Source organism: Hahella sp. NS-SX17 (assembly GCF_057367735.1).
Window position 1 is genome coordinate 80,987 of the sequence record NZ_CM170632.1, and the last position, 24,168, is coordinate 105,154.

Genomic DNA, 24,168 nt, shown 5'->3' on the forward strand with positions numbered 1-24,168 from the left:
ATACGACCATCCTGAGTTCGTTCTACGACGTGGTGGTCAAAACTGAGATGGGAGAAGCGTCCGCTTCTCCGTTAAGAAAAAGCGGCGCATAGTACTAGGATGTAAGGATAGTTTAAAAGCCCGAAGGGTCAAAAACCCATGGCGGATGAGGTGCTGCGACGAGGGTCGGCTGCGCCGAAAAACACGCCTTTTTCATCAATGAGAATGCTCTGGCTGGCGCCCATCGCCGCCTTTTGATTCACTGCATGCCCCATACCTTCCAACAACTTGACAGTGTCCGGACTGAGTCCCTCTTCCACGCGAATTTCATCCGGCGACCACTGGTGGTGAATACGGGGCGCATTGACCGCCGCCTGAATATTCAAACGATGATCAATGACATTCATGATCACCTGCAAGGTAGTGGTGATAATGCGCGAGCCGCCGGGGCTGCCGGTAATCAGGAAGTTCTTGCCTTTGTTTTTCACGATAGTCGGCGACATAGAGCTGAGCATGCGCTTATTGCCTTCGATCTTGTTGGCCTCGCCGCCCAGCAAGCCATAGGCGTTGGGTACGCCCGGTTTGGCGCTGAAGTCATCCATTTCGTTGTTCAACAGGAAGCCGGCGCCATCCACCACAATATGCGATCCGTAGCTGAAGTTGATGGTGTAGGTGGTGGACACCGCATTGCCCCTGTTGTCGGCGACGGAGAAGTGGGTGGTCTCATTGCTTTCATAAGGCAGGGGGTTGTCCGGCGCCAGCGTAGCGCTGGGCGTGGCGCGGTTCATGGGGATGTCTTTACGCTGCTTCGCCGCATAGTCTTTGGACATCAGCCCTTTCTGCGGCACTGCCACAAAATCGGGATCGCCCAGGTACTTGGAACGGTCCGCATAAGCCCGCTTCATGGCTTCCGACATCAGATGAATCGTCTGTGCGGAGTTATGCCCGAGGTAGCCGATGGGATAGCCTTCCAGAATGTTCAGAATCTGAATCACATGGATGCCGCCGGAGCTGGGCGGGCTCATGGAATAAATATCAAAGCCCCGGTAGGTCCCGTGAACGGGCTCGCGCATGACCGGCTGATAACTCTTCAGGTCTTCCAGCGTAATCAGTCCGCCGCCGCGTTTCATTTCTTCCACAATCAGTTTGGCGGTTTCGCCCTCATAGAATCCTTTGATCCCTTGCTCAGAAATGCGCTTCAGAGTCGCCGCCAGATCTTTTTGGATAAAGCGATCTCCAGGTTCATAGAAAGAGCCGTCCTGTTTGAAGAAAATTTTGCGGGAAGAATCCCATTTGCGCAGTCTTTCGGCGCTGTCTTTCACGCCATGACTGAAACGGGGCGTAACGATAAAGCCCTCATCCGCCAGTCGAATAGCCGGGGCCAGGGCCTCCTGCAGCGAGATGGTGCCGTATTTCTCCAGCGCCATAGCCAGTCCCGCCACCGTGCCGGGCACCCCAGCGGCTTTGTGTGAGAAACGGCTCAAATTGCTGTCCGCCTCACCGTCCTTGTCCAGATACATATCTCTGGTGGCCGCCGCCGGCGCCTTTTCCCGGTAATCAATCGCAATGACTTCATTGCGGCTTTCCGAGGAGATCAGCATGAAACCACCGCCGCCAATATTGCCGGAGCGGGGTTGCGTCACCGCCAGGGCGAAGGCGGCGGTGACCGCAGCGTCAATGGCGTTGCCGCCGTTTTTCAGCACTTTCAATGCTTCTTCCGTCGCCAGCGTATGGCTGGTGGCCACCATGCCGTGATGCGCCTCCGTGGGGACGCTGCGGTCTCCCTCCAGAATGAATTCGGCGTGGGTCGGCGCGGCGACCGTCAGGGTCAGAGTGAGCAGGAAAGGTTTCGATAGAATGGATACGAGAGACTTGAAGCCAAAAGGTCGAGCGTCGGTTATTTTTTTTGTTTCGCTTAGCATAACAACATTCCTTATTGGTGAATGGACAATGCCGTTCTTGTACGCCAATAACATGCCAGTAATAACAAGCGCCTACAAGCTTCGCTTGCGAAATTCACTGGGCGTCTCGCCGGTCCAGCCAACGAAGGCGCGACGAAAGTTGGAGGCGTCGCTGAAACCCAGTAATTGCGCGATTTCATCCACGGTCAGACGACTGTCGCGCAAGTGTTGCAGCGCCAGTTCTTTCTTCACTTCCGCCAGCAGCGCTTTGTAGGTAGCGCCCTGCTCCGCCAACTTACGGTGCAGGGTGCTGACGCTCATGTGCAGTCGTGAGGCAAGCTCGGTCTGACTGGGGAATTCTCCTGCGCCAGCGTACAGCATTTCCTTCACCCGCCGGGGCAGTTGTTCATCCCGATCATCATGCTGAATGGACTCGCAGCGTTTGGTGAACAGGCTCGCCGCCAGAGGGTCCGCCGAGGGTAACGGCTGCCGCGCCACGCTGAAGGGAATGAGGATGCCGGTAAAGGTCTGTTCAAATCTCACCGGGGCCTGGAACATCTCCCGATACATCTTCACATGAGGAGGCTCCGCGTAACTGAGGTGGATTTCCACGCCCTGCATACGACCGCTCAAAAGAAACTCGGTGGAGGTGTAGATGCTGCTGATCAGAAATTCCGTAGTCACCCAGGGGCGCTCAGGCAAGGTGAAGCTGGACTCGCAGGCCAGTTCGTAAAAGTCGTCGCGCGTTCGCAGTTCAAAATACGCCTTGGGCGCCTGCACCCTGTAATACTTCACCAGCAGTTGCAGCGCCTGCTCGTAACTGGCGCTGGCCATGGCGGCGTAACCCAGCGCGCCATGAGTGTTCACGTTCAGGCGTCGTCCCACCAGCAGCCCTATGCCAGTCTCCCGCACCCGCTCCGCCGCCAGCCGGGTGACCTGCTCCAGACGACGCTGGTCGATCAGCGTGTCGGCGCTCAACTCTTCTTCCTGCAACTGGCAATCGCGTAAAAACTCAGCGCGATCAACACCCCGCTCCACTAACAAGTCGATCAGCACCGCAACGTAGTGACCTCTCATGACAGCTTTATCCGCTCTGGTTTATTGTTGTTGGCGGCGTCCCGCGCCAAGTCTGTCTTTGTGACAAAGAATGACCCGCTAATCGACGGGCCGCAACCTGTTTGCGCGTCCCCCCTGGATATAGATTGTAATCAGGTTACATCAGTCAACGGGGACGCCGTCATGACAAAACAACGCACAACCTCTACACCACATTCCACTGCCGGAGCGGGCGACAGCCGCACGCCGCCGGACGTCAACGTCGAAGCGCGCAATCTCAGCTTCGACGTTGACGCCGAATTGAAAACGCTGTGGCATGGCGGCGACGCCTTCAAAACCGCTTTCTTCAATGCGCTCTCCCTGCAGTTTCCTGAGGGCGAGCACCTGTTCATCAAGGCCGTGCGCGACTACCGCAAAAATGTGAGAGATCCCCAGCTACAGCAGCACATTCGAGGGTTTATCGGGCAGGAAGGCATGCACAGCCGGGAGCACGCCCGTTACAACGACGCCTTGGCGCAACGCGGCTACAACCTGAACAAAATGAACGCCCGCTTTCACAAACACATGGAGTTTGTCGGGGGATTCAAACGCAGTCGCCGTCTGGCGGGAACCTGCGCCGCCGAACACTACACCGCGGTACTGGCCCACGGCGTCCTGAAAAACCCGGACTGGATGGCTGGCGCCAGCCCGACCATGCAGGCGTTATGGCGCTGGCATGCGGTGGAGGAGATCGAACATAAGTCCGTGGCTTTCGATGTGTACCAAAGCCAGGTCGGCCTTTACCGCATGCGCTTCGTGGCGTTCTGGATCGTCACCTTCCAGTTCTTCCGCTTCACTTTCCTCAACACCTGCTCGATGCTGAACACAGAAGGCAAATTCTGGGACCTGAAAACCTGGTTGCATGGACTGAATTTTCTGTGGGGAAAACCCGGCGTGCTGCGCCAGTCATTGCCTCAGTTTCTGCGTTATTTACGTCGCGACTTCCACCCCTGGGAAGTGGATGACCGAGAGGAAGTGGCGCGCTGGCTTAATAGTAATGAGCGCCCGACTGAGGCGGCTTAATCACAGGGTTTCGATCCTATCCAGGTAGTCCTCCGCCTGCGTCAGGATCTCCCGACGCTGCTCCTGAGAGAAACGCTCCCAGGTCCGGTAGATCATGGCGAGCCGGGGGTTGTGCTGGAGCCGATCCCGATGCCGTTCTATAAAGCGCCAGTAAAAGCTGTTGAAGGGACAGGCGTCGGCGCCGGTCCTGGCTTTGACGTCATAGCGACACCCTTTGCAGTAATCGCTCATGCGATGAATATAAGCGCCGCCACTGACATAAGGCTTGGTGGCGATCAGGCCGCCGTCGGCGAACTGGCTCATGCCGCGAGTGTTGGGGGCCTCCACCCACTCGATGGCGTCCACGTAGACGCCCAGATACCACTGATCCACCTGATCCGGATCGATCCCGGTCAACAGACAGAAATTACCCGTCACCATCAGTCGTTGAATATGATGGGCGTAGGCGTATTGCAATGATTGCCCCACCACTTTGCCGACGCAGCGCATATGGGTGTCGCCATCCCAGAAGTAGCGGGGAAGATTTCTGTCTGCGTTGAGCGCATTGCTTTGCATGTATTCCGGCATATTCGCCCAATACACGCCGCGTACGCACTCGCGCCAGCCCAGAATCTGCCGCACAAAGCCCTCGATCTGAGGCAGGCTGATATCGCCCTTGGCCTGTTCGTATCTCTCCAGCGCCGCACGAATTACCTGCATGGGATGCAGCATTTTGGTATTCAAGGCGAACGACAGGCGGGAGTGATACAAACTCCACTGCGCCGCCACCGCATCGGTCATAGCGTCCTGAAAGCGACCGAACTGGGGCAGACATCGTTCGCAAAAGTATTGCAATAACTGCAGCGCCTGACGCCGCGTTACCGGCCATAGCAGGCGCTCATGGGTTTTACCGAAAGTCTGCGCGGCATGTCGTCGCAAGCGTTCGAGAATAGCGCTGACATCATTGTCGAAGCACAGGGGGGCGGGAATCTCCGCCAACTGCTCCGCTTTGATTTTATTGCGGTTTTCGCTGTCGAAGTTCCACTTGCCGCCCAACGGCGCGCCATCCTGCATCAGGATGGCGAAGCGCTTGCGCATACGTCGGTAAAAATTCTCCATGGTGAGATGTTCGCCGCGCACAAAGTGGTCGGAGATCTCCGTAAAGGGCAGCAGAAAATGCTCCGTGTCCACCTGCGCGATGTCGATCCCCTCCCCTAATTGCAGTCGTTCCATCTGCTGCAACAGGCGGTGTTCATCCGGACGCTGATACTCGAAGCGGCGCACCCGATAGTGTTCGCTCAGATGTCTCAATAACGCCGGTAAATCGGAGTGCTCATGAGTATCATCCAGCGTCAGATGCAGCACTTCATGACCGGCCTTGCGCAAAGCGTTGGCGAACGCCTGCATGGCGGCGAAGAAGGCGCAGACTTTCTGTACATGATGCACGACGTAGTCGACTTCCTGACGCAGCTCCGCCATCACGTACAGTACGCCGGGATCAGGTTCCCGGAACCAGCTGTGGGCGGCGTTGAGCTGGTCGCCGAGCAACAGCCTCAGTGTGTGATAATTGGCGGACATATCGGCCCCTGTACGACAAAAGGTGAAGCGCCGCTCGCCAAGCCAGTTGCGAACGTATCGTCATGATTACGCCCCATTGCTTGCTTCGGATCTTTCCTGGCCTAGAATCACAGGGAAAACTAACGAAGTGACCCCACTGATATATGAAATGTCCCAAATGCGGTTTTGAACAAAGGGATAACAACGTCGACTGCGAAAGCTGCGGCATTGTTTTCGCAAAGTACTTCAAATATCACCCGCCGACGCAAGAGAATGACCAGACGCCCGCCTCACAGGAAGCCAAGCAGGATGCGGAAGACATTGAAGAGAAAGCGTCCTGGCGGGACATATTACTGTACCCCGGAGACGCCTCCCCTGACCCCATCTCTTTGGGCGGACGCACGTTGCTGCTGGCGGCGCTGACGATCTGGGGGGTGTGGCTGATGACCTCCTCCATCGCGTCCAATGCAGCGGGAGAATCATTTCTCCATCTGATAAATCTGCCTTTCCATGAGGCCGGGCATGTGATTTTTCGCCCCTTCGGGCAGTTCATCGCCTCCCTGGGGGGCAGTCTGGGACAACTGATCATGCCCGCCATCTGTTTCGGCGTATTGCTGTTCAAGCACCATAATACTTTTGGGGCCGCCGTTTGCGCCTGGTGGTTCGGGGAGAACTTCCTTGATATGGCGCCCTACATCAACGACGCCCGCGCCGGCCAGCTGCCGCTGCTGGGCGGCAACTTCGGCCACTCTTCTCCCTATGGCTTTCATGACTGGGAATATCTACTGACTGAAACCGGACTGCTGCGCTTCGACCAGGGTATCGCCCAGGGCGCGCACCTGCTCGGCAGCCTGATCATGATCGCAGCGGTGGTCTGGGGCGGCGTGCTGCTATATAGCCAGTTCAAGCTAATGCAGGAACGGGACTAACCCAGCCTCTAAGCCAGTTCGTAAAGCACGTCGGGACAACGCTCTTCATTGCCAGAACCATCGGTAAACCGGACTGCAACGAAGCCGTGACGTTCATAGAAGCGCCGGGCGTCCAGATTTTGTTGAAAGCAGTGGAGCCTGACCGGCTTCGGCGCCAGCGACAGCGCATGGGCCAGCAGTTGTGCGCCGATACCGCGGCCCACGTACTCTGGAGCGAGATAAAGCTGAGTCAGCCAGGTGGGTCGATCGCCTTGATCCAGTGACAGAAAGCCGGCGATACGCTCATCCGCCACGGCGAGAGTCACAGATTCGCGGGGAAGCAATAGATAGCGCACCCATCCGCGGACTTCCCGCTCCGAGTGAGCGATGGGAGCATAAGCCAGAAACTTCTTTCGCGACGCCAACATAATATCGGTCAGGGTATCGGCGTCAGCCGCGGTGGCCGGTCGCAGTACTACATTCATCGTTTACTACCTCTCAAACAAGCATAGCCTGATATTACCGCTACTGCTCACCGGCTTTAGCGCTACCCAGACAGCAGACGGCGGCTTGCGCCAATTTGGCCAAATTGGGAGGACTAACCTAAGCTATAGAGCGCACCGGATAAATTTCAAACACCCTGGCGGATGTCCAATGACACGGCGTTCTCACTGGATACGGCTTTTTCGGGCTTCAGGATCAACGCAGCTGGCAAACGTAACACTGGCGCTGGCGATCCTGTTGTTTCCCTGTCATTCCGTCATGGCGGCGCAACGGCCGACCACCACGCTCGCCACGCTTAACTGGGAGCCTTACGTGGGCGAAGAAATGCGTAATTTCGGCTTTGTTTATGAACTGGTGGCGACAGCTTTCATGCGTGGCGGCTATTCGCCCAGCGTCAAGTTCCTGCCCTGGGCGCGGGCGTTGGACATGACGCAGCGGGGGGAGATGGATGCGCTGTTTCCGGAATATTATTCCTCTTCCCGTCTGGAGGATTTTGTCTATTCCGATCCCTTCCTCGGCGGCCCTGTGGGCTTCTACGTGCGCAATGACAGCGACATCCAGTTCACCGTGGACCCCAGAAAGAATCAACTTGCGGCGTTGCAGGCGCTATCCCACTACAAATTCGGCGTGGTGCGCGGATATCTGAACACTGACGCCTTCGACAGCGCCTCATTCCTGTATAAAGAAGATGTCGTTGATGATCTCACCAACCTGCAGCGTCTTTACTACAATCGAGTGCAGCTCATCTTTATCGACAAGTTCGTCGCCCGCTACCTGCTGGAAAAGAACTATCCGCAATACCTGCGCGACCTCAGCTTTCTGGAGCCGCCTCTGGAGATCAAACGTCTGTATGTGGCGTTCTCCAAAAGAGCCCCGGACTATGAAGACCAGCTAGCCGCCTTTAATGCGGGTCTGAAGCAGCTCAGAACAGACGGAACCCTGCAGGATATCTATACCCGTCACGGCTTCCGGGAAGTTCTGGAGTACGAAGGCGAGTTAAAAAGCCGCCGACTGATTCCCGCTCATTGAGAAGAGGCAGCCGAACTCTCCTGTAAAGATGGACGCACGCCTTGCCTGTATACCTTATACAGCAAATACCATGAGAGCATCGCAGGCCCGCCGCCACAGATCCAAAGCCATAACAATACGTTTAAGCGACCCGCCATAAGCTTGTCAATCATGGCATTAAAGCCAAGGGGACCAGTGTCGCTAATGACATACAAAAATAATCCATTTCCGGTGGCCAAACCCAGCCATATCCAAATTGGGACATCTCTGAGAGAGTAATCTGGATGTCGTATCCATAGCTGTATCAATGACAAAAGCGCCACGAAAGCCGTTGCTAAAAACACAATCGAACCAAGAGGAGGTAAACGCTCATCTGATATCGAGTTCTCGATGATCAGAGCTCCTCCTATGGCGTACAACACCGTCGTTGGCAGAATAAACAGTATTCCCAACAACACTTTAAACACTTTTTGCGTAATGTTTTTCATCCACCATCCTTTTTTAAGTCCGCCTGCAGAACTTGAGCAGTTTTTTCCTTTGCGCCTTCCTTCCGCATCAACCAGTCCCTAAACGCCCGGATTTTATTTTCCTCACTGCGCGCCGGATGATGCAATAAATAGTAGTTTTCAGGTTGCGGCAACCCGCGATGACTCAACGCCAGCAGCGCGCCGGAGCGTAATTCCTGCGCTACCAGCACTTCAGGCAACAAGGCGACGCCCAGTCCATGCATGGCCGCTTCGATCACCATGTAGTAGTGTTCAAAGCGGGCGCGCCAGGTTGGCGTAGTGAAATCAAAGCCCTGCGCTTCGAACCAGTGCGACCACACATGAGGCCGGGTAGAGTGCAGCAGCAGACGACCAGGGTCAGCCTCGCCCCGCGCCAGCGCCTCCAACTCCTCCCTTAACGATGGCGCCGCCACCGGCAGCAAGCGCTCCTGGAACAGTTTATGCCGTCGCACGCCAGACCAGTCGCCCTGCCCGATATACAGCGCCACGTCCAGCCCATGCTCGTTCAGGTCCAATTCGGTAAACGCCTTGGAGAAATCGGAAGGCGTTGTCTTCACCTCAACGGAAATATTGGGATAACGCAGTTGAAAGTCCTGTAGCTTGGGAATCAGCCAGCGGGAGCCTAACGTCGGCAACGCGCCGATGGTCAGCAGGCCGCCCTCGCCTCGATGTTGCAGCAATTCATCTGTGCCCAGTGACAGGCGGTCCAACGCTTGTGTGACATGAAACAGATAGGCGCGTCCGGCGGCGGTGAGTTGCAGGCGGCGCTTGTGCTGACTGAACAATGGCGTCTGCAGGCGCTCCTCCAGCCCGGCGATAGCGCGGCTCACGGCGCCGGGCGTCACGCAGAGTTCTTCTGCGGCCTTGGTGAAACTGAGGTGACGGGCGGCGCATTCAAACGTACGCACCGCATTTAAGGGAGGCAGCATCCTCATAGTGAGAAAACCTCAACCAAATTGAATTAATATCGCTTTTTAATCGTTAATTTCACAGTGATAATTGCACACAGCTCAATTATCACTTATTTCAGGAGGTATGTATGCGGCCGTTTCACCTGGCCTTTCCCGTGACGAATCTGGACGCCGCCCGCGCCTTTTATGTGGATCGTTTCGGCTGCGCCATCGGTCGCACCGCAGAGCGCTGGATCGACTTTGACTTCTTCGGTCACCAGATCACCGCCCACCTCGTGGAAAGCCCCCAGGAAGACGCCGGCCGCAACGCGGTGGACGGCGACAGCATTCACGTGCCGCATTTCGGCGTTATTCTGGATAAAAGCGAATGGGAGAAAGTGCGCAACCGCATCACCGAACGTTGCGACACCTTTCTGCTGGCGCCCAAGGTCCGCTTCGTCGGCGAACCAGGAGAACAAGGCACGTTTTTCGTTAGCGACCCTTCCGGCAATGTCCTGGAATTTAAATACTTCAACAGCGACGCCGATATTTTCAGAACCTGATCCCACTTCCAAACAACCGTAGAGATCTTCATGAATATCGTATTTCACAGCGGCGCGTTCGACCTGCAGGAATGGCGGCGGGCCGCGCAAACCATCAGTCCGGGTTTCCAGCTATTGGCGCCGGAAGACGTCGCTATCGAAGAGATCGATGTTCTGCTTATCTGGCGCCCCACCCTGACGGACTGGACCCAGGCGCGCAATCTGAAGCTGGTCATCGGTCTGGGCGCCGGCATAGACGGACTGATTCGACAATTGCGCCTGCCAGCGGGGGTACCGGTAGAGCGTATGCGGGACGCCGGCATGCGTCAGGCGATGTCCGAATACGCCACCTACGCCGTCCTGCATTTTCAACGCAACTTCGACCAGTTTCGGCAAGCGCAACAGAACAAAGTCTGGCTGAGTAACAGCCCTTACCGCGCCAATCGAGACACCCGCATCGGCATACTGGGACTGGGCAGCCTGGGAGGCGCAGTCGCCCAATACCTGAGTCAGTTGGGATATCCAACGTCAGGCTGGTCGCGCAGCGGGAAAGCGATATCCGGCGTCGCCGCTTATGCTGGCGGGACGGCGCTGGATGAATTTCTCGGACAATGCGACATTCTCATCAACATGCTGCCTCATAATGCAGCAACGGAGAACTTCCTGAACCGGGACCGTCTCTCCCGCCTGCCGCAAGGGGCCGCCGTGGTTTGCGTTTCCCGTGGCGCGGTGACCGACGAAAACGCCCTTCTTGGGCTCTTAGACAGCGGCCATTTACGCGGCGCCATGTTGGATGTATTCCAACAGGAGCCCCTGCCCGCCGCCCATCCGCTATGGAGCCACCCCAAAGTGTGGGCGACGCCGCATCAAAGCGCTCCGACCCAGATCGAGCCGGCGTTGCGGGAAATCATGGATATTCTGCAAAGGCGAGCGCTCAACTAAGCCCGCCTCGTCGATTTTTTGTCCCTCCAAACCTAGTTTAAGCCGCACCTGTCCCCGCTATAGCATAGCGCCTTGCATACGCTTCATTATCGGTCTCCGCCACATTTTCCACCTCATTTCGGGGCTATTTTCAGGCGCCGGAAACACGACTTTTTATCTTGTTAAAACACAAAAAAAGCAGGCACTTACTCACCTTTTATGGCATGCCATATATGGCTTATATGACGTATGAAAATTTTTTGTTACTTTCCAAAGCTTCACTTTTTTACCGCCATTTATGGACAAGGATTACAACATGGAGAACCAAGCAAAAAACAATATAGATTGGATTGATACGGCTAAGGGCGTTTGTATTTTGTTAGTGGTGCTTCACCACGTCATTATTACTTCTTATGCGTTACCCGGGCTCGAATTGGGCTCCACCGCCGCCGCTTTCGAACACTTTCACCATCTGGTGAGCGTCTACTTGGCGCCGTTGCGCATGCCTCTGTTCTTCATGATCTCCGGTTTTCTGGTGCATCGTGCGATAACTCAGTACCGCTGGAGCGATGTAGCGCAGAAACGTATTTACAATCTGGTCTATCTGTTCGCTCTCTGGGGCGCCCTGCAATGGCTGGGGGTCACGCTCGTGAACTGGGCGGGAGGCTCCGAGAAACAATTGACGGAAGTCACCAACGCCCTCTATGCGTCCAATCCGGCGGAGTTCATCGCCCTGACCCTGACCGGCTCCAGCAGCCTCTGGTATCTCTACGCCCTGCCCTGGTACTTCACCATTTGCAAACTCTTGTCCAGTCGTTGGCCGTTAGCGATTCTGGTGTTGTTGACGGGGCATTTTATCGGGCAAACTTTTGTCCATGACTGGCCTACCAAAAGCATTATCGCCAATGGCGTGTTTTACGGACTGGGTTGCTTCTACGGCCGCCAACTGTTTTCCCTGCTCAGCCGCATCAGTCTGCGCAGTATCGGACTATTGGCGGTTTTTGGTCTGGCGTCCCTGAGCCTGAAGCTGCTGCACTGGGAGCACTTTCTTTTCACCAGCCTGCTGCTGGTGAGCATCAGCATCATGGGGTTCGCATTCACGCAGTCATTAGCGGATTTCAGAGTACTGCGCTGGATGGGCAAGAACACGCTGCAGATCTATGTCCTGCATCGGATATTTATTGAAATGGCGGGAGTCTGGCTGGCGCCGGCGTTGATCAAAGCTGGCGTATTCGACAGCAGTACGGCGGTCACCGGTTGGTATGCTCTGTACCCCACTCTTGCGACCCTCGGCGTCACCGCTCTGTCGCTGTTTATCTGGCGTCTCACCAACCGCGGCCCGGGCGTCTTTCTTTACACCGCGCCGAATTTTCATATGCGCGCGGCGCGCCTCTCCGCGCTGGTGCTGAAACGTTAAACTGAGAGAAGACGGGCCCGAGAAATGCATCGGGTCCGCTTACAACGCCCCTTCCAGATACCTGTCTACAATGGCCTGATGGCGACCGTTGTTTTTCAGCTGATCCAGCGCCTGCTGGAAATTCTGCACCACTTCGTCCGGCGTTTGCAGACTGAACGCGAAGTACTGGTCCGAATCTTTCAGGGTAAAGATCTCTTCATAGTCCGCCGGCTTCAGCTTCATCTGTTTGATGTACCATGCCGCGCCAAGCCTGCCGTAGGCCCAGGCGTCCACCTGTCCAAGGCTCAACATCGCCAGGGCCACCTGAGGGCTGGAGGTGCGCCGTAAGGCGCTGTCGGGCACGCCGTTATTCAGTAACAACTGCTCGCCGATATCGTCGCGCACGGTGGCGATGCGCAGCGTCTTCAAGTCCTGTAGAGACGCAACGCGCAGGGATTTATCGCGCCGGGCGGTGATCACGATATGAGAAGGGATAATAGGTCCCACCCATTTGAACAGACCGTCGCGGTGCTCCGTACGGGTCATGGCGAACAGTACGGCGTTACGGCTTTGCTGCACATGGGTATAGGCACGCGCCCAAGGCATTAGCAGCATATCGGCGCGGGTTTGAGAGTAGCCGGCCAATTGCAGCATCTCTTCCATCAGGTCCACAGATACGCCTTGCAGGCGACCGTTCTCAGCAAAGTTCAGCGGAGCGTAATCCTCCGTCATCATGTTCAAAGCGTCCGTCGCGCGACAGGCGCCCGTCAGGGCGAAACACAGTATGACGCAACGGATGGTAATTCTGATCAAAGTGGAAGTTTTCGTCATCATCAGCGGTATCCCTTGTGGCTGAACGCTGTTCTGAAGGGAGCTTACACAGTTTTTTGCGGCGCCCTGAACGAGCAAGTAAAACCTGAACCATTCTATGCCCCTGCGAGACGCTTTTTAACCCCTCTCAAATTAAGAGTTCGCAAGTCCCCGCAACTATCCAGGCCAAAAGCGACTGAGCGTCGGCCGAGATTCCCAAGACGCCGTGTACAGGCAAAGATATGGCGAAAACAACCCATTTTATGTCATATACGCCAGTGTAAATCCAAGTCGTCGTATGCGACGCTGAAAATTCCAATGGCTATCTGAAACACAGTAGACGCAATCAACAATAAAGGTAATACATCCATGAGCGAACTGCTTAATAAGCAATATCGTCTGGCCAAGCGACCAGTGGGCGAACCCGGCGACGATACCTGGGAATTCTGCGAGAAACCTGTCGCGCAGCCAGGCGCTGATGAAGTACTGGTGAAAATTCAATATGTGTCCCTTGATCCCGCTATGCGGGGCTGGCTCAACGAAGGCAAATCCTACATTGCCCCGGTGCAGATCGGCGACGTCATGCGCGCCGGCGCCATCGGCGAAGTCATTGCCTCCAATCATAGCGACTTCAGCCCCGGCGACATGGTGGTGGGTATGCTGGGCGTCCAGCAATACGCCATTTGCAACGGCAAAGAATTGCATAAAGTCGATACGCGTATCGCTCCAGCTCCCCGCTATCTGGGCGTGCTTGGCATGCCAGGCATGACTGCCTACTTTGGACTGTTGAATACCGGCAAGCCGCAAGAAGGCGAGACTGTCGTAGTCTCTGGCGCTGCGGGCGCAGTGGGCGGCGTGGTCGGCCAGATCGCCAAGATCAAAGGCTGTCGCGTCGTAGGCATCGCCGGCGGCCCGGAAAAGTGCCGCTATCTGACCGAAGAACTTGGCTTTGACGGTGTGGTGGATTACAAAAATGAAGACGTCATGGCCGGCCTGAAGCGGGAATGCCCCAATGGCGTCGACGTTTTCTTCGACAATGTCGGCGGCGATATCCTGGACGCGGTGCTCGCTCGCATCAATCTGCATGCGCGCATTGTCATTTGCGGCGCCATTTCCCAATACAACAACACCAAACCGGTGAAAGGCCCATCCAACTATCTGTCCTTGCTGGTCAATCGCGCCCGCATGGAAGGCATTGTGGTGTTCGACAACAGCAAGCATTACGGGCAGGCGGCGGTAGAAATGGCTGGATGGCTGGCAGCCGGCAAACTGAAAGCGAAAGAGCATGTAGTGGAAGGCATTGAAAACTTCCCCAACACGCTGATGATGCTGTTCAGCGGCGACAACTTCGGCAAGCTGGTGCTCAAGGTCGCGGATAACTAAGGAGCGCGGATATGGCTTACGATCTGCAGGACAAGGTGATTCTGATCACCGGCGCCGCCTCCGGCATTGGTAAGGAAACCGCTATCCTGCTGGCGCAGCTGGGGGCGGAAGTGGTTTTGTCTGACATCAATGCGGAACAGGGAGACGCCGTCGCCGCATTGATTCGCGATCAGGGCGGCCGGGCGCATTTCTGCGCCGCCGATGTGACGCAGGCGGAGCAGGTCGCCCAGCTACATGGGTTCGTAATGGAAGCCTGCGGCAGGCTCGATTGCGCCGTCAACAGCGCGGGCGTGGAGCACGCCAACGCCAGGATGGCGGACATTGACGAGGCCACTTGGGATCAGGTGATCGACATCAACCTGAAGGGGGTGTTTCTGTGCATGCGCGAGCAGATCAAATGTATGCTGCCGCGCGGAGACGGACGCATCATCAACCTTGCTTCCATCGCCGGCCTGCGCAGCGCGCCGTCTCTGGCGCCATACTCCGCCAGCAAATTCGGCGTGGTGGGGCTGAGCAAGTCCGCCGCAGTCGAGTACGCCAGCTCCGGCATACGCATCAACGCGGTCTGTCCCAGCTTCATCAACACGCCCATGGTGCAGCGCGCGCTACAGGCGATGGATGAGAAAAAGGCGCTTAAAGTGGTCCGCGCCAATCCGATGCAAAGGTTGGGCGAGCCGACGGAAATAGGACGTATGATCGCCTGGCTATGCTCCGACGAATCCAGCTTCATGACTGGACAGGCGGTGGCGCTGGATGGCGGACTGACCGCCTGAAGCACCACCTTACATAGCAAATAATATCCCGCCATAGAAATGCCCGCGTCGTTCGTCAGCTTGAGGAACGACGCGGGGGGCGAACCAAGATCGTTAAGCCAATCGCCGCGCCGAACGCCTGTTCAAAATCACGCCTCGCTCCCCCCCCCTGAAGGTCATGTCTCACGCATAAATACTCTATTCTTTGGTATCAGAAGATGTTTGATGCAAGGAGGAATGACGATGCCTTCCGCGCACTTGACTTGAGTCAGCAAGATAGCGTTAGCTAGAGCTATCCTAGTAATATTCCGAAACTCCGCTAACAATAAACAAGGATATTGCCTATGACATTTGATGTTGTCACCATCGGCAGCGCCACCGTAGATCACTTTGCTGATACGGACTCCGAGCTGATTCGCATTGACACGCGCACCAGTCATTCCGAACTCATCGCCTTTCCGCTAGGTAGTAAACTTTTAATCAAAGAGCTCAGAACCACTACTGGCGGCGGCGGCACCAACACAGCGGTGGCGTTTTCCCGACTGGGTCTGAACACCGGCTTTCTGGGCAAAATCGGGGATGACGCCAACGGTGATTTCGTGCTCGACAAACTGCGCGAAGAACATATCAGCTTCATCGGCGCCCGGGGCGGGCAAACCGGCTTTTCCGTCATCCTGAACAGCATCAAGGACGACCGCTCCATTCTCGCCTACAAAGGGGCTAACGACCACCTTGAGACGGCGGATATTCAACCCTTTCAGACCCGTTGGGTATACTTGTCGAGCATGCTGGAGCAGAGCTTTCAGACTGTCTGCGATCTGGTCGCCGGCAATGGCTTCAAGCTAGCGTTCAATCCCAGCAATTATCAAGCGGAACTGGGCTACGCCAAGCTGGCGAAGCTGATTGATCGAGTGGAAATTCTCGTCATGAACAAAGAAGAAGCCTGCAAGTTCCTCGGCCTCAATTTCTTCAAGTCGCCCTCGGTTCCTGACCTGATTCCGGAACTGGCGAAGCTGCCGCCAGCCATTTTCGCCATCACCGATGGGGCCGAAGGCGCATACGTCTATGATCGCGAGCATTTGTACTACGCCCGCCCTCTGACCGAACTGCAGGTGGAGGAGACCACCGGCGCCGGCGACGCCTTCGCCGCAACCTTTACCGCAGCCATTATTCTCGGCGAGAATACCGCGACAGCTCTCCATTACGCCATGACAAACTCGGAATCTGTCCTGCAACATAAAGGCGCCAAGGAAAAGCTGTTACCATTAGCGGAACTGCGGGATATTGCAGCCAGAACCCGTAGATATATTGAAACACTGAATTTATAACTCGCCGGCGGCGTCGGAATGACGCGCCCAGCAGCGCATAGCACGACAGTGGAGCCTCTTTAATGCAAAGCACAGAAACAATTCAACTGGAAGTCAAAAACGCGGTTCCCAGCGGCGGCGACCAAGAGACGACGTTGTGCATCGACTTATGGCGTCAGATTGACGGTTTCTTCAAGGATCGTCCCTTTAAAGTGGAAGACCCTTATCGCGGCAAGCTCGGCGAGTACGATATTTCTCTGGACGCCTCGGACATGGTTCGAGCCCTGCAACAAGCCAAAGACAGCTCCGGCAGTTTCAACCATTATCGCCGCAAGCATGCGGAAGACAGCAGCGTTAGCCTGGGCGCCACGCTAAACCTGAAGGTGGTCGCCCGTAATGACCTGACCGAGCCCTACTCCATCTATCACGCCGCCAGCGTATTCATTCAGCAGTTGATGCTGGGTATGAACATCGCACTGCCGGGCTCCTGTCAGTTTCTGGCTACGCAGTTCCTCGGCGAACAGGCGCATCGCTTTGAAGCCCAGGACTTCGACTCCAAGGCTTTTTATGACGCCAGTCAGAGCGCCCTGGATCATGGTTGGCCGCGTATCGGCCAATTGAGTTTCGCCAAAGTCTGGGACTGGTTCGAAATGTTGGGAACCAGCCACCGCAATACGGCGATTTCCACCGCGAATAAGGTACTGGTGGATATGCTGAAAATCGCTCAGCAGCGCTATCGTTACGGCGCCCGGACCGCCATGCTGGTGGCGAATCAATTGGAAATGCTGATGGGCGCCCGCAACGACGAAGACATGCGGCGCCTGCGTGAGCGGGTCAGTCTGGCGCTGGGCCGCCCGCCCGAGTCTGCGGACTGCTTCAAGGAGCTTTACCGATTGCGCCACGCTCTATTTCTCGGCGAGCACCCTGTGCGTCGTCCTGCGCTGGGCTACCACGACGCCGACGAAGAAATCAAACAGCAACTGTCCCAGCACAACACTGGCGTGGAGAAAGCCATCGCCGTAGTGCTGGCTCTGGTGCAGGATCTGATAGAGACGCAGTCCCGAGAGTATGTTTTCACTGAACAAATGAGCCGCAAATAACCTCTTCGATCAGGCATGAAGGGCGGCCTGGCCGCCCTTTTTCATTGGCGAATGCAAAAGCCCGTCTAAACTTAAGTCATATATATCCAACAGACCGACCAGATTTATGCCTTCCGTTCTCCGTTCGCCCGGAGCCGCTCGATGTCTTGTCGTGTGCGCCACGCTTTTGGCGTTAGCGTGCTTCATCGCCTGTCCGAATTCCTGGGCTGACGTCGCCCGTCCCAAGCTTCTTCTCGTACTCAAAGGCGAAAGCAACGCCTATTGGCGCCAGGTCTTTTTGGGCGCTCAGAAAGCCGCCGACGAAGCCGGCGTCGCCTTGCTGCATCGCAGCACCAAGGATGACGGCGACATCCCGGGACAAATACAGATTCTGACTTACCATCTTAGCCAGTCACCGCCAGACGCACTGATCCTGGCCCCAAACTCCGCCGAAGAGCTGGCCCCCAGCGTGGCTCAGTACCGCGCCAGGAATATTCCTGTGCTGGTGGTGGACTCCGATCTCGCTGGCGACGCGCACCAAGGCTTCGTGGCCACGGACAATTACGCCGCTGGCCAGCTGGCCGCCCGCGCCTTGATCGCCACGCTTGACCTGTCCCGGATCCGTAAGGTGGCTATTTTGCGACTGCGGGCGGGCAACTCATCCACGGACCAGCGCGAACAAGGTTTTATGGATGTCATGCTGGATTACGACATGATCCGCATCGCCGCCGCGCCTTATGTGGGAGACGATCGCGGCTCCGCGCGCAGCGAAATGTTGCGCCTGTTGAAGGAACTGCCAACCATCGACGGCTTGTTCACCCCCAATGAATCCACCACCATCGGCGCTCTGGTGGCGATTCGGCAGTCACGTATGTCAAAGCAATTCAGTTTTATTGGATTCGATCAGACCGAAGAGCTGGAAGCCGCCATGTACGCAGGTGAGATCAGCAATCTGGTGGTGCAGAACCCGGAATACATGGGCTACCTCGCGGTACAGCGGACGCTTGAGCTCATCAAAGGGAAAACCATCCCGCCCTTCACCGACACCGGGGTTCGCCTGCTGAAGCCCATGCCGACGCCTTGAGTCAATCGCGACCGCCTTGCAACCAACGCAACATTTCCATGGAAAACACTCTCCGCACTGAGCAGCCCAGGATATACAGCAGAATCAACCAGCCCGGCGGCGACTGCGTTATTTCTTCAGGCAACGCCATAACAACGTCCCATTAGATCGCATTAAGCGCCGCCAAAACGATAACTCCACCACAGACTCAGCCCTAACGTTTTCGCCTGTTTCCACTGCAGACGATCCATGGTCACGCCGAGATACAGGTCATAAACCTGCAGGTTGAGATTGAGGGCCTCCGCGTTGAAATAATAGCGCCCCTCCAGTTTCAACCTCTCGTTGAAACGGTAGGCTGCCCCTACAAGCCCCAGATTCGAAACATCGTAACGCCGCCACCCGGCGCCCAGACTAATCGCATCATTTACCCGATATTCACTCCAGAGAAACGCCCGTAAAGGCAGTTCCTGCACATGGTCGCGATAACCTTCATTGCCGCTCAGGGCCGGCGACACGTCCAAAGCGCCGTCTTCGTCATAGTCAATAGTATCGGAGGTGGCTCGGGCCACTGTCGCAGTGGCGCGGTCCCAATAGATTCGGTTGAATGCGTCCTCCAACGCCAGCCGCATTTCCCACTGCGGGTGTGGCCGCCATTGCAGATAAATGTCAGCGGCAAAGCCGTCTCCGCTGACGTTTTCCGGCTGCCGGTCCAGCAGAAGGTCTTCCGTGTAGGCGTAATTCAGCTCCAGCTCTCCCGCAGGAGCATCGTCTGGCGTGCTCAAATGGCCGCGCAGATAACCATCGGTCAATTCGTCAGCGCGGAAATAAGAGAGCGCAAGCCTGACGCTGAAAGCATCCGTTACTATGAACCGGTAACCCAGCTTAACTCCTTTGGCGCGTAGTTGGTTCGCCGCCAGATACAGGTCGTAGCGCGCATCGCTTTTATGAGGCAGGTCATTGTTGTAGAGGTATACCAATGCCGCTGTATCCGGAGTGAATTCAAGGTGGTAATCGTAGCGCTCGAAGAAGGACAGGCTGAAATGACGATACTCCGCGCCAATCTCGATATGATCGTGCGTGTACGCCACATCGCCCCGGGCCACCGGATCGCCTTTCAGGTCATGAGCGATCTGGTATATGGGGGCCGCATTGCTGTAGGAAAAGCTTTCCACCTCCGTATACAGCCGCCAGCCGTCATCGCTCGCCGCAACTATCTCTCCATAGATCAGCGAGCAGCCTAGCGCGCCTATCAGCGCAATACGCCTTACCTGTTTTCCATAATCAGACAAAAGCCAGATTCCGTTTTTAGTGATTCTCTCTGTAAACGCCATGCGTTAAAAAGGGAGGACAAGCCTCCCTATACGTTTGCACGCTGTATTCAGCTTAGTTTAAAACGATTCAAAGTCACCATCGCTGAACCGCACTAACACCACGCCGCTGACTTCGGAAATGGTGGCGTATTGGGTTCCATTGTTGGTGATGGTCCCGGTCACTTTGCCGTCTTCCCCTTCCTCCACGGACAACGTAACGTTATCTTGGTTCGTGACGGTCAACGTCTCCGCTTCGGAATCCAAACTCGCTTCCAGCGTAGTGCCGTCATAGGACAGGTTCACTCCTACCTGTCCGGATTCCAGTCCGGTCCGTTCCGCTGACAAAATAACGGAAATGGCATCGGATACGCCATTGATGTCCGCCATAAACGCCAACCCGATATTCACATCTACGTAGCCATCCTCACTTTCATCCGTGCAATTTTCAGAGAAAGAGCCGTTCGTCTCGTTCCCTTCGCAAGTCAGAGTCAAACCAGTAGCGTCAGCATTAACAGAAAGAGAGGCGCTGAAAGCTTCGCCTGTGGTGTTGCTGAACTCACCCGCCAGGGTCATGCTCAATGTTCCCGCCGTAAAGACTTCCGTCCAGGTTTCTTCGTAGCTGGAGCTGGTTTCCGTATCAGTTTCAGAAATGTCCGCAGTGAAGGACGACAACTGAACGCCCATGCTGCCTGTGAATGAAACGGGGTCAGCCACGCCAACTTCCGACAACGTTACACTCAGGCTCAAGTCCATATCGTTGACGACAAAATTTTCCTCCAACTCGGTGGTCGTAGTGTCGCCATTAGTCGTTTCATCTTCACTACTATTGAATGAAGCCATTATTTCGACACTACTGCCGTTATTAATGGTGAGCGAAACGGAACTGGACGCGACACTACCATTAATGGAGAAGTCGACATCAGCGGAGATTTCCTGGGTCGTATTGGTTCCCCCTGTAGTCGGGGTTTCGACCTCATCACCGACATCCACGACGGATGCATCGGTAGCGGTCAGCGACACAGCTACGCCTTCAATGGTGGTATTTACCGTAAATGAAGCGCCGTCGCTCAGGTTATTGACAGTCACAATCGGAGAGCCATCGGTTGAGCCGTCTTCCGCAAAGGCCATGTATGACGCCGCAATTTGCTCCAGCGCGATCGCCATGACGTCTAGCACTTGCGCCAGATTGTCATCTGAAGCAAAGGTCGCCGCCGCTATCTGATCCGCAAACGCATCCAACGTAACCCGATCTTCAGCGCTCAACAGCATGCCGGTTCCCAAATTGCGGATATCCTGCACCATCGCTTTGGCCTGGGCCAGTTCCGTCGCGTTGGCGGTATCGCTTGGTTCACCCTGGGACTCATCGGAAGAGCCATTATTGCGCGCGTCGCTCTCTTCCGCGGTGATGACAGTGATCAGCCCTCCCAAATCCAGTTGGCCGCCCCCATCCGCCGCCACTGCGGCGTTCAGGATATCCAGGGTATTCGCCAGGATTTCCTGCAGTGTCGTTTTCGCGTCATCTGTGTCCGCCGTGTCTGCGATGCCGCTATCTGCATAGTCCTCCGCAAAGGCCGCGACCGCCTGCTCAATACTGAGTCCAGGAGAATCTCCCCGCACCGCCTGCACAATGGCCGCACTTAGCGTGTTATATTTGATCCCGCCCTGACCCGCGGCGGCCACCGCTGTCGGATTTGTAATGTCCACCACAGCAATCTTGGTCAGGTCGCCCGCCACACCGAAACGATTGGCGATTTTCGAGTTCGCCGCCGTCACCGCCGCCTGAATTTCAGTCGCACTGGTGGCGCCGCCCATGGTGATATCATTCAGCGCCACCTGAGTGGCGACATCAGTCAACACAGTGATATTGACCGATATATTCGACGAACCTGTGGGAACGACTGCATTCAGCGCAAAACCGCTGTCCGTCAGAGCGTAATCCTGTCCGAAGGCCACGCCGCTTCCGCATCCTCCGCTAAGGTCGCAGCGCATCAGCGTGCCAGTGGTTGGCGTTACGCGCACAACGACAGGTCCGCTGTAGCCTGAGCTTAACGTCAGATTGTAAGTTCCATCTGCGCCCGTGGTGGCTTGCCCCAACACATTGGATGTATCTACAGCGCCATTGACTACCGGATAGGCGCGCACAAGGCCGCCGATAATAATGCCTTTGGAAGCAGCCCCGCTCATTGTAACGCTGGGCGAGCTTCCGTCGTCGTCATCGCCGCCACCGCCCCCTCCGCCGCATGCAGTCAAAGCGACCGCCAGCATGAGAGGCGTCAGATTGTTTTTGAACCTATCGAATTTGGACATGTTTTCCTCCTCGCGATAGCCGTAGCCTGTGAATTTTTCGTTTAACTTCCGCCTGCGCCAGCGCCGGAATCCCCTTTTCAATATGACCAGATCGAGTCTGTCTCCGACCCAAATTCGCATAGGGCGCAGTAAATAAGTAAAGCACAGCAGATCCAGCGCACCTCCTGGGTCACAGGATAAATCGTGACTATTTGTTACCAACTTTTTAGCTTCCCGCGTAAGTGTTTAGCGCTATTGGCATTTTTAAGATGTGGGTGTATATTGACCGGCTCTCATCAACTCCGACCCAAAGGAGGCCTGGCGTCCATGCAAATTAAAATCATTCCTCTCGTCGCCTGACGAAGAACGCTCCAGGCCGGCTGATATTTATCGCGCTAGAGCGCATTGCGTATAACGCGCGTTATCGGCGACGTCCTTACTGATACTTTCTGACAGAAACACATAGGTCTTCGGGTACTCCCGTATTTCACCGGGATTGCGCTTTTTCTGCGCCGGAGTCCAGTTGTAGGCTTACAGCCAGGGTATACAATCTATGAACCACGAATTAAGGTCCCACAACCTGTGGGTGCTTTCATGGCCAATCTTTATCGAAGAAATAACCGGCGGACTGGTGTTCCTCGCTGACGCCTATTTCCTCAGCAGAATCTCCGACGAAGTCGCCGCTACAGTAGGCGTGCTACTGCCAGTGCTGCTGTTAGGGTTCTTCATCATCCCGATGTTCACCACTGCAGGCACCAGCGTCGCCTCGCAATATATGGGCGCAAAACAAACGCAGCATATATTGCCCACCTACATGGCGAATATCGGCATCAGCAGTCTGCTTGGGCTGCTGATGTTCATCGTCAGCTTCATCTACGCCGACCGCGTCGGTTTGTGGCTGGGCATGACGCCGGAGTTGAACGCACATTCAGAGACTTATCTTCTGGCGGTGTCGTTCAGCTTCTTCTGCATTGCCGTGCGTTTCTCCTACGCCTCTATTCTGGCGTCCCGGGGCATGACCCATTGGAACATGGCCACTGCGCTGGCCACCAACGCGCTCAATGTGGTGTTGAACGCCGCGTTCTTCCTGGGATGGTTCGGGCTGCCCAAGATGGGGCTGTTGGGCATCGCCATGGCGACGTCGATTTCCTTCGCTGTGGGCGCGCTGCTGGTAATGTGGGTGGTGCATGGTCCGATGAAGATCCGTTTTCGCTTCAAAGGCATGTCCGGCCCGATTCGCCGCGTAATGCGTCCGATTCTGAAAATCGGCGTCCCTTCCGCGATGGAGCCGTTCAGCTACACCGTGCAGCAGATTGTCGTCTCCATGGCGGTGATCAGTCTGGGGCTGGAGGCGATGGGCGCCAACACCTATGTGCTGCGGGTGCTGGTGGTGGAAATCACCTTCGCCTTCGCCCTGGGCGCCGGTAGCCAGATTCTGATGGCTCACTTCATGGGCGCGGAGAACTTCAAAGAGGTGAACCGCATTTTCTGGAAGTCAGTGGCCTATGCGTCCGGGTTCGCCTTCATTAACATGCTGACGTTCGTGTGGATCTATGACAGTCTGCTGACCCTGTTCACGGACAACCCGCAGATTATCGAGCTGAGCAAGTGGATGCTGGCGGCCTGCATCATCATGGAACCGGCGCGAGCGGTGAATATTATCGCCGGTATGGGGTTGAAAGGCGTCGGGGACGCTCGTTTCTCCGCCGTCAGCAGCATGATCTTCATGTGGGCGGTAATCCCCTTTGTATTCTGGATCGGAATCGATCTGGGCTACGGCATGCTCGGCGTGTGGATGTGCTTTGTGGTGGATGAATCCCTGCGGGCGATCATCAACCTGTGGCGCTGGCGCACTGGTAAGTGGCGCAGCAAAGGCATCCGCCATGACACGGATAACAGCGGCCTGGCGGAAGTTCCCGCCTGACGCTCGCCAATTGATACGATAAAGCCCGGTTACCCGGGCTTTTTT

General features: G+C 56.0%; 22 protein-coding genes. 12 read left to right on the forward strand and 10 right to left on the reverse strand.

The features are described from left to right. Positions 1–128 precede the first annotated feature (128 nt). Positions 129–1,901, reverse strand: coding sequence for a gamma-glutamyltransferase (ggt, locus tag AC2IBB_RS00360; RefSeq protein ID WP_486330944.1), 1,773 nt, complete (start codon positions 1,899–1,901; stop codon positions 129–131). A 72-nt stretch (positions 1,902–1,973) separates the two neighbouring features. Then, on the reverse strand, positions 1,974–2,957 hold the full coding sequence (locus tag AC2IBB_RS00365; protein ID WP_486330945.1) for an AraC family transcriptional regulator: 984 nt from the start codon (positions 2,955–2,957) through the stop codon (positions 1,974–1,976). Between the two features lie 162 nt (positions 2,958–3,119). Here AC2IBB_RS00365 and AC2IBB_RS00370 point away from each other — a divergent pair, with 162 nt between their 5' ends. Further along, complete coding sequence (locus AC2IBB_RS00370; protein WP_486330946.1) at positions 3,120–3,998, forward strand: metal-dependent hydrolase; 879 nt, start codon at positions 3,120–3,122, stop codon at positions 3,996–3,998. Here AC2IBB_RS00370 and AC2IBB_RS00375 read toward each other — a convergent pair whose 3' ends face one another. After that, a complete protein-coding gene (locus AC2IBB_RS00375; RefSeq protein ID WP_486330947.1) occupies positions 3,999–5,555 on the reverse strand; it encodes a cryptochrome/photolyase family protein in 1,557 nt (518 codons plus the stop codon). Positions 5,556–5,698: 143 nt separating this feature from the next. Here AC2IBB_RS00375 and AC2IBB_RS00380 point away from each other — a divergent pair, with 143 nt between their 5' ends. Then, on the forward strand, positions 5,699–6,463 hold the full coding sequence (locus tag AC2IBB_RS00380; protein WP_486330948.1) for a zinc ribbon domain-containing protein: 765 nt from the start codon (positions 5,699–5,701) through the stop codon (positions 6,461–6,463). An 8-nt stretch (positions 6,464–6,471) separates the two neighbouring features. Here AC2IBB_RS00380 and AC2IBB_RS00385 read toward each other — a convergent pair whose 3' ends face one another. Then, on the reverse strand, positions 6,472–6,927 hold the full coding sequence (locus AC2IBB_RS00385; protein ID WP_486330949.1) for a GNAT family N-acetyltransferase: 456 nt from the start codon (positions 6,925–6,927) through the stop codon (positions 6,472–6,474). A 169-nt stretch (positions 6,928–7,096) separates the two neighbouring features. On the opposite strand from AC2IBB_RS00385, the gene AC2IBB_RS00390 reads away from it, so the two are divergent. Beyond that, on the forward strand, positions 7,097–7,975 hold the full coding sequence (locus AC2IBB_RS00390) for a substrate-binding periplasmic protein (protein ID WP_486330950.1): 879 nt from the start codon (positions 7,097–7,099) through the stop codon (positions 7,973–7,975). Here AC2IBB_RS00390 and AC2IBB_RS00395 read toward each other — a convergent pair. Next, positions 7,969–8,442 carry a hypothetical protein gene (locus AC2IBB_RS00395; RefSeq protein ID WP_486330951.1) on the reverse strand — a complete coding sequence of 158 codons (474 nt, stop codon included), beginning with the start codon at positions 8,440–8,442 and terminating at the stop codon, positions 7,969–7,971. The two genes, AC2IBB_RS00390 and AC2IBB_RS00395, sit on opposite strands and share 7 nt — an antisense overlap. After that, a complete protein-coding gene (locus AC2IBB_RS00400) occupies positions 8,439–9,395 on the reverse strand; it encodes a LysR substrate-binding domain-containing protein (RefSeq protein WP_486330952.1) in 957 nt (318 codons plus the stop codon). Before AC2IBB_RS00400 ends, AC2IBB_RS00395 begins: the two co-directional genes overlap by 4 nt. A gap of 104 nt (positions 9,396–9,499) precedes the next feature. On the opposite strand from AC2IBB_RS00400, the gene AC2IBB_RS00405 reads away from it, so the two are divergent. The 3 genes from AC2IBB_RS00405 to AC2IBB_RS00415 all read left to right on the forward strand — a co-directional run bounded on the left by AC2IBB_RS00405 (position 9,500) and on the right by AC2IBB_RS00415 (position 12,230). Next, positions 9,500–9,913, forward strand: coding sequence for a VOC family protein (locus AC2IBB_RS00405; RefSeq protein WP_486330953.1), 414 nt, complete (start codon positions 9,500–9,502; stop codon positions 9,911–9,913). Positions 9,914–9,943: 30 nt separating this feature from the next. Continuing rightward, entirely contained in the window at positions 9,944–10,834 is an 891-nt protein-coding gene (locus tag AC2IBB_RS00410; RefSeq protein WP_486330954.1) for an NAD(P)-dependent oxidoreductase, read from the forward strand. A 295-nt stretch (positions 10,835–11,129) separates the two neighbouring features. After that, on the forward strand, positions 11,130–12,230 hold the full coding sequence (locus AC2IBB_RS00415) for an acyltransferase family protein (RefSeq protein WP_486330955.1): 1,101 nt from the start codon (positions 11,130–11,132) through the stop codon (positions 12,228–12,230). A gap of 39 nt (positions 12,231–12,269) precedes the next feature. Here AC2IBB_RS00415 and AC2IBB_RS00420 read toward each other — a convergent pair whose 3' ends face one another. Next, the gene (locus AC2IBB_RS00420) at positions 12,270–13,043 is read right to left on the reverse strand and encodes a substrate-binding periplasmic protein (protein WP_486330956.1); all 774 of its coding nucleotides are present in this window, start codon (positions 13,041–13,043) and stop codon (positions 12,270–12,272) included. Between the two features lie 345 nt (positions 13,044–13,388). On the opposite strand from AC2IBB_RS00420, the gene AC2IBB_RS00425 reads away from it, so the two are divergent. The 5 genes from AC2IBB_RS00425 to AC2IBB_RS00445 all read left to right on the forward strand — a co-directional run bounded on the left by AC2IBB_RS00425 (position 13,389) and on the right by AC2IBB_RS00445 (position 18,624). Then, positions 13,389–14,402 (forward strand): NADP-dependent oxidoreductase, encoded by a 1,014-nt coding sequence (locus AC2IBB_RS00425; protein ID WP_486330957.1) that lies wholly within the window; start codon positions 13,389–13,391, stop codon positions 14,400–14,402. 11 nt (positions 14,403–14,413) lie between these two features. Continuing rightward, complete coding sequence (locus tag AC2IBB_RS00430; protein ID WP_486330958.1) at positions 14,414–15,175, forward strand: SDR family NAD(P)-dependent oxidoreductase; 762 nt, start codon at positions 14,414–14,416, stop codon at positions 15,173–15,175. 323 nt (positions 15,176–15,498) lie between these two features. Then, positions 15,499–16,482, forward strand: a complete 984-nt coding sequence (locus AC2IBB_RS00435) for a carbohydrate kinase family protein (RefSeq protein ID WP_486330959.1) — start codon at positions 15,499–15,501, stop codon at positions 16,480–16,482. 62 nt (positions 16,483–16,544) lie between these two features. Beyond that, on the forward strand, positions 16,545–17,561 hold the full coding sequence (locus AC2IBB_RS00440) for a hypothetical protein (protein ID WP_486330960.1): 1,017 nt from the start codon (positions 16,545–16,547) through the stop codon (positions 17,559–17,561). A 106-nt stretch (positions 17,562–17,667) separates the two neighbouring features. Further along, positions 17,668–18,624, forward strand: a complete 957-nt coding sequence (locus tag AC2IBB_RS00445) for an ABC transporter substrate-binding protein (RefSeq protein WP_486330961.1) — start codon at positions 17,668–17,670, stop codon at positions 18,622–18,624. A 1-nt stretch (position 18,625) separates the two neighbouring features. On the opposite strand, the gene AC2IBB_RS00450 is transcribed toward AC2IBB_RS00445, so the two are convergent. The 3 genes from AC2IBB_RS00450 to AC2IBB_RS00460 form a co-directional block, all read right to left on the reverse strand. Then, positions 18,626–18,754: a hypothetical protein gene (locus AC2IBB_RS00450; protein WP_486330962.1), complete on the reverse strand. Its 129-nt coding sequence runs from the start codon at positions 18,752–18,754 to the stop codon at positions 18,626–18,628. A 22-nt stretch (positions 18,755–18,776) separates the two neighbouring features. After that, positions 18,777–19,892, reverse strand: a complete 1,116-nt coding sequence (locus tag AC2IBB_RS00455; protein WP_486330963.1) for a hypothetical protein — start codon at positions 19,890–19,892, stop codon at positions 18,777–18,779. Positions 19,893–19,991: 99 nt separating this feature from the next. After that, on the reverse strand, positions 19,992–22,220 hold the full coding sequence (locus AC2IBB_RS00460) for a hypothetical protein (RefSeq protein WP_486330964.1): 2,229 nt from the start codon (positions 22,218–22,220) through the stop codon (positions 19,992–19,994). Positions 22,221–22,752: 532 nt separating this feature from the next. Here AC2IBB_RS00460 and AC2IBB_RS00465 point away from each other — a divergent pair. After that, on the forward strand, positions 22,753–24,123 hold the full coding sequence (locus AC2IBB_RS00465; RefSeq protein ID WP_486330965.1) for an MATE family efflux transporter: 1,371 nt from the start codon (positions 22,753–22,755) through the stop codon (positions 24,121–24,123). The last annotated feature ends 45 nt before the right edge of the window (positions 24,124–24,168 follow it).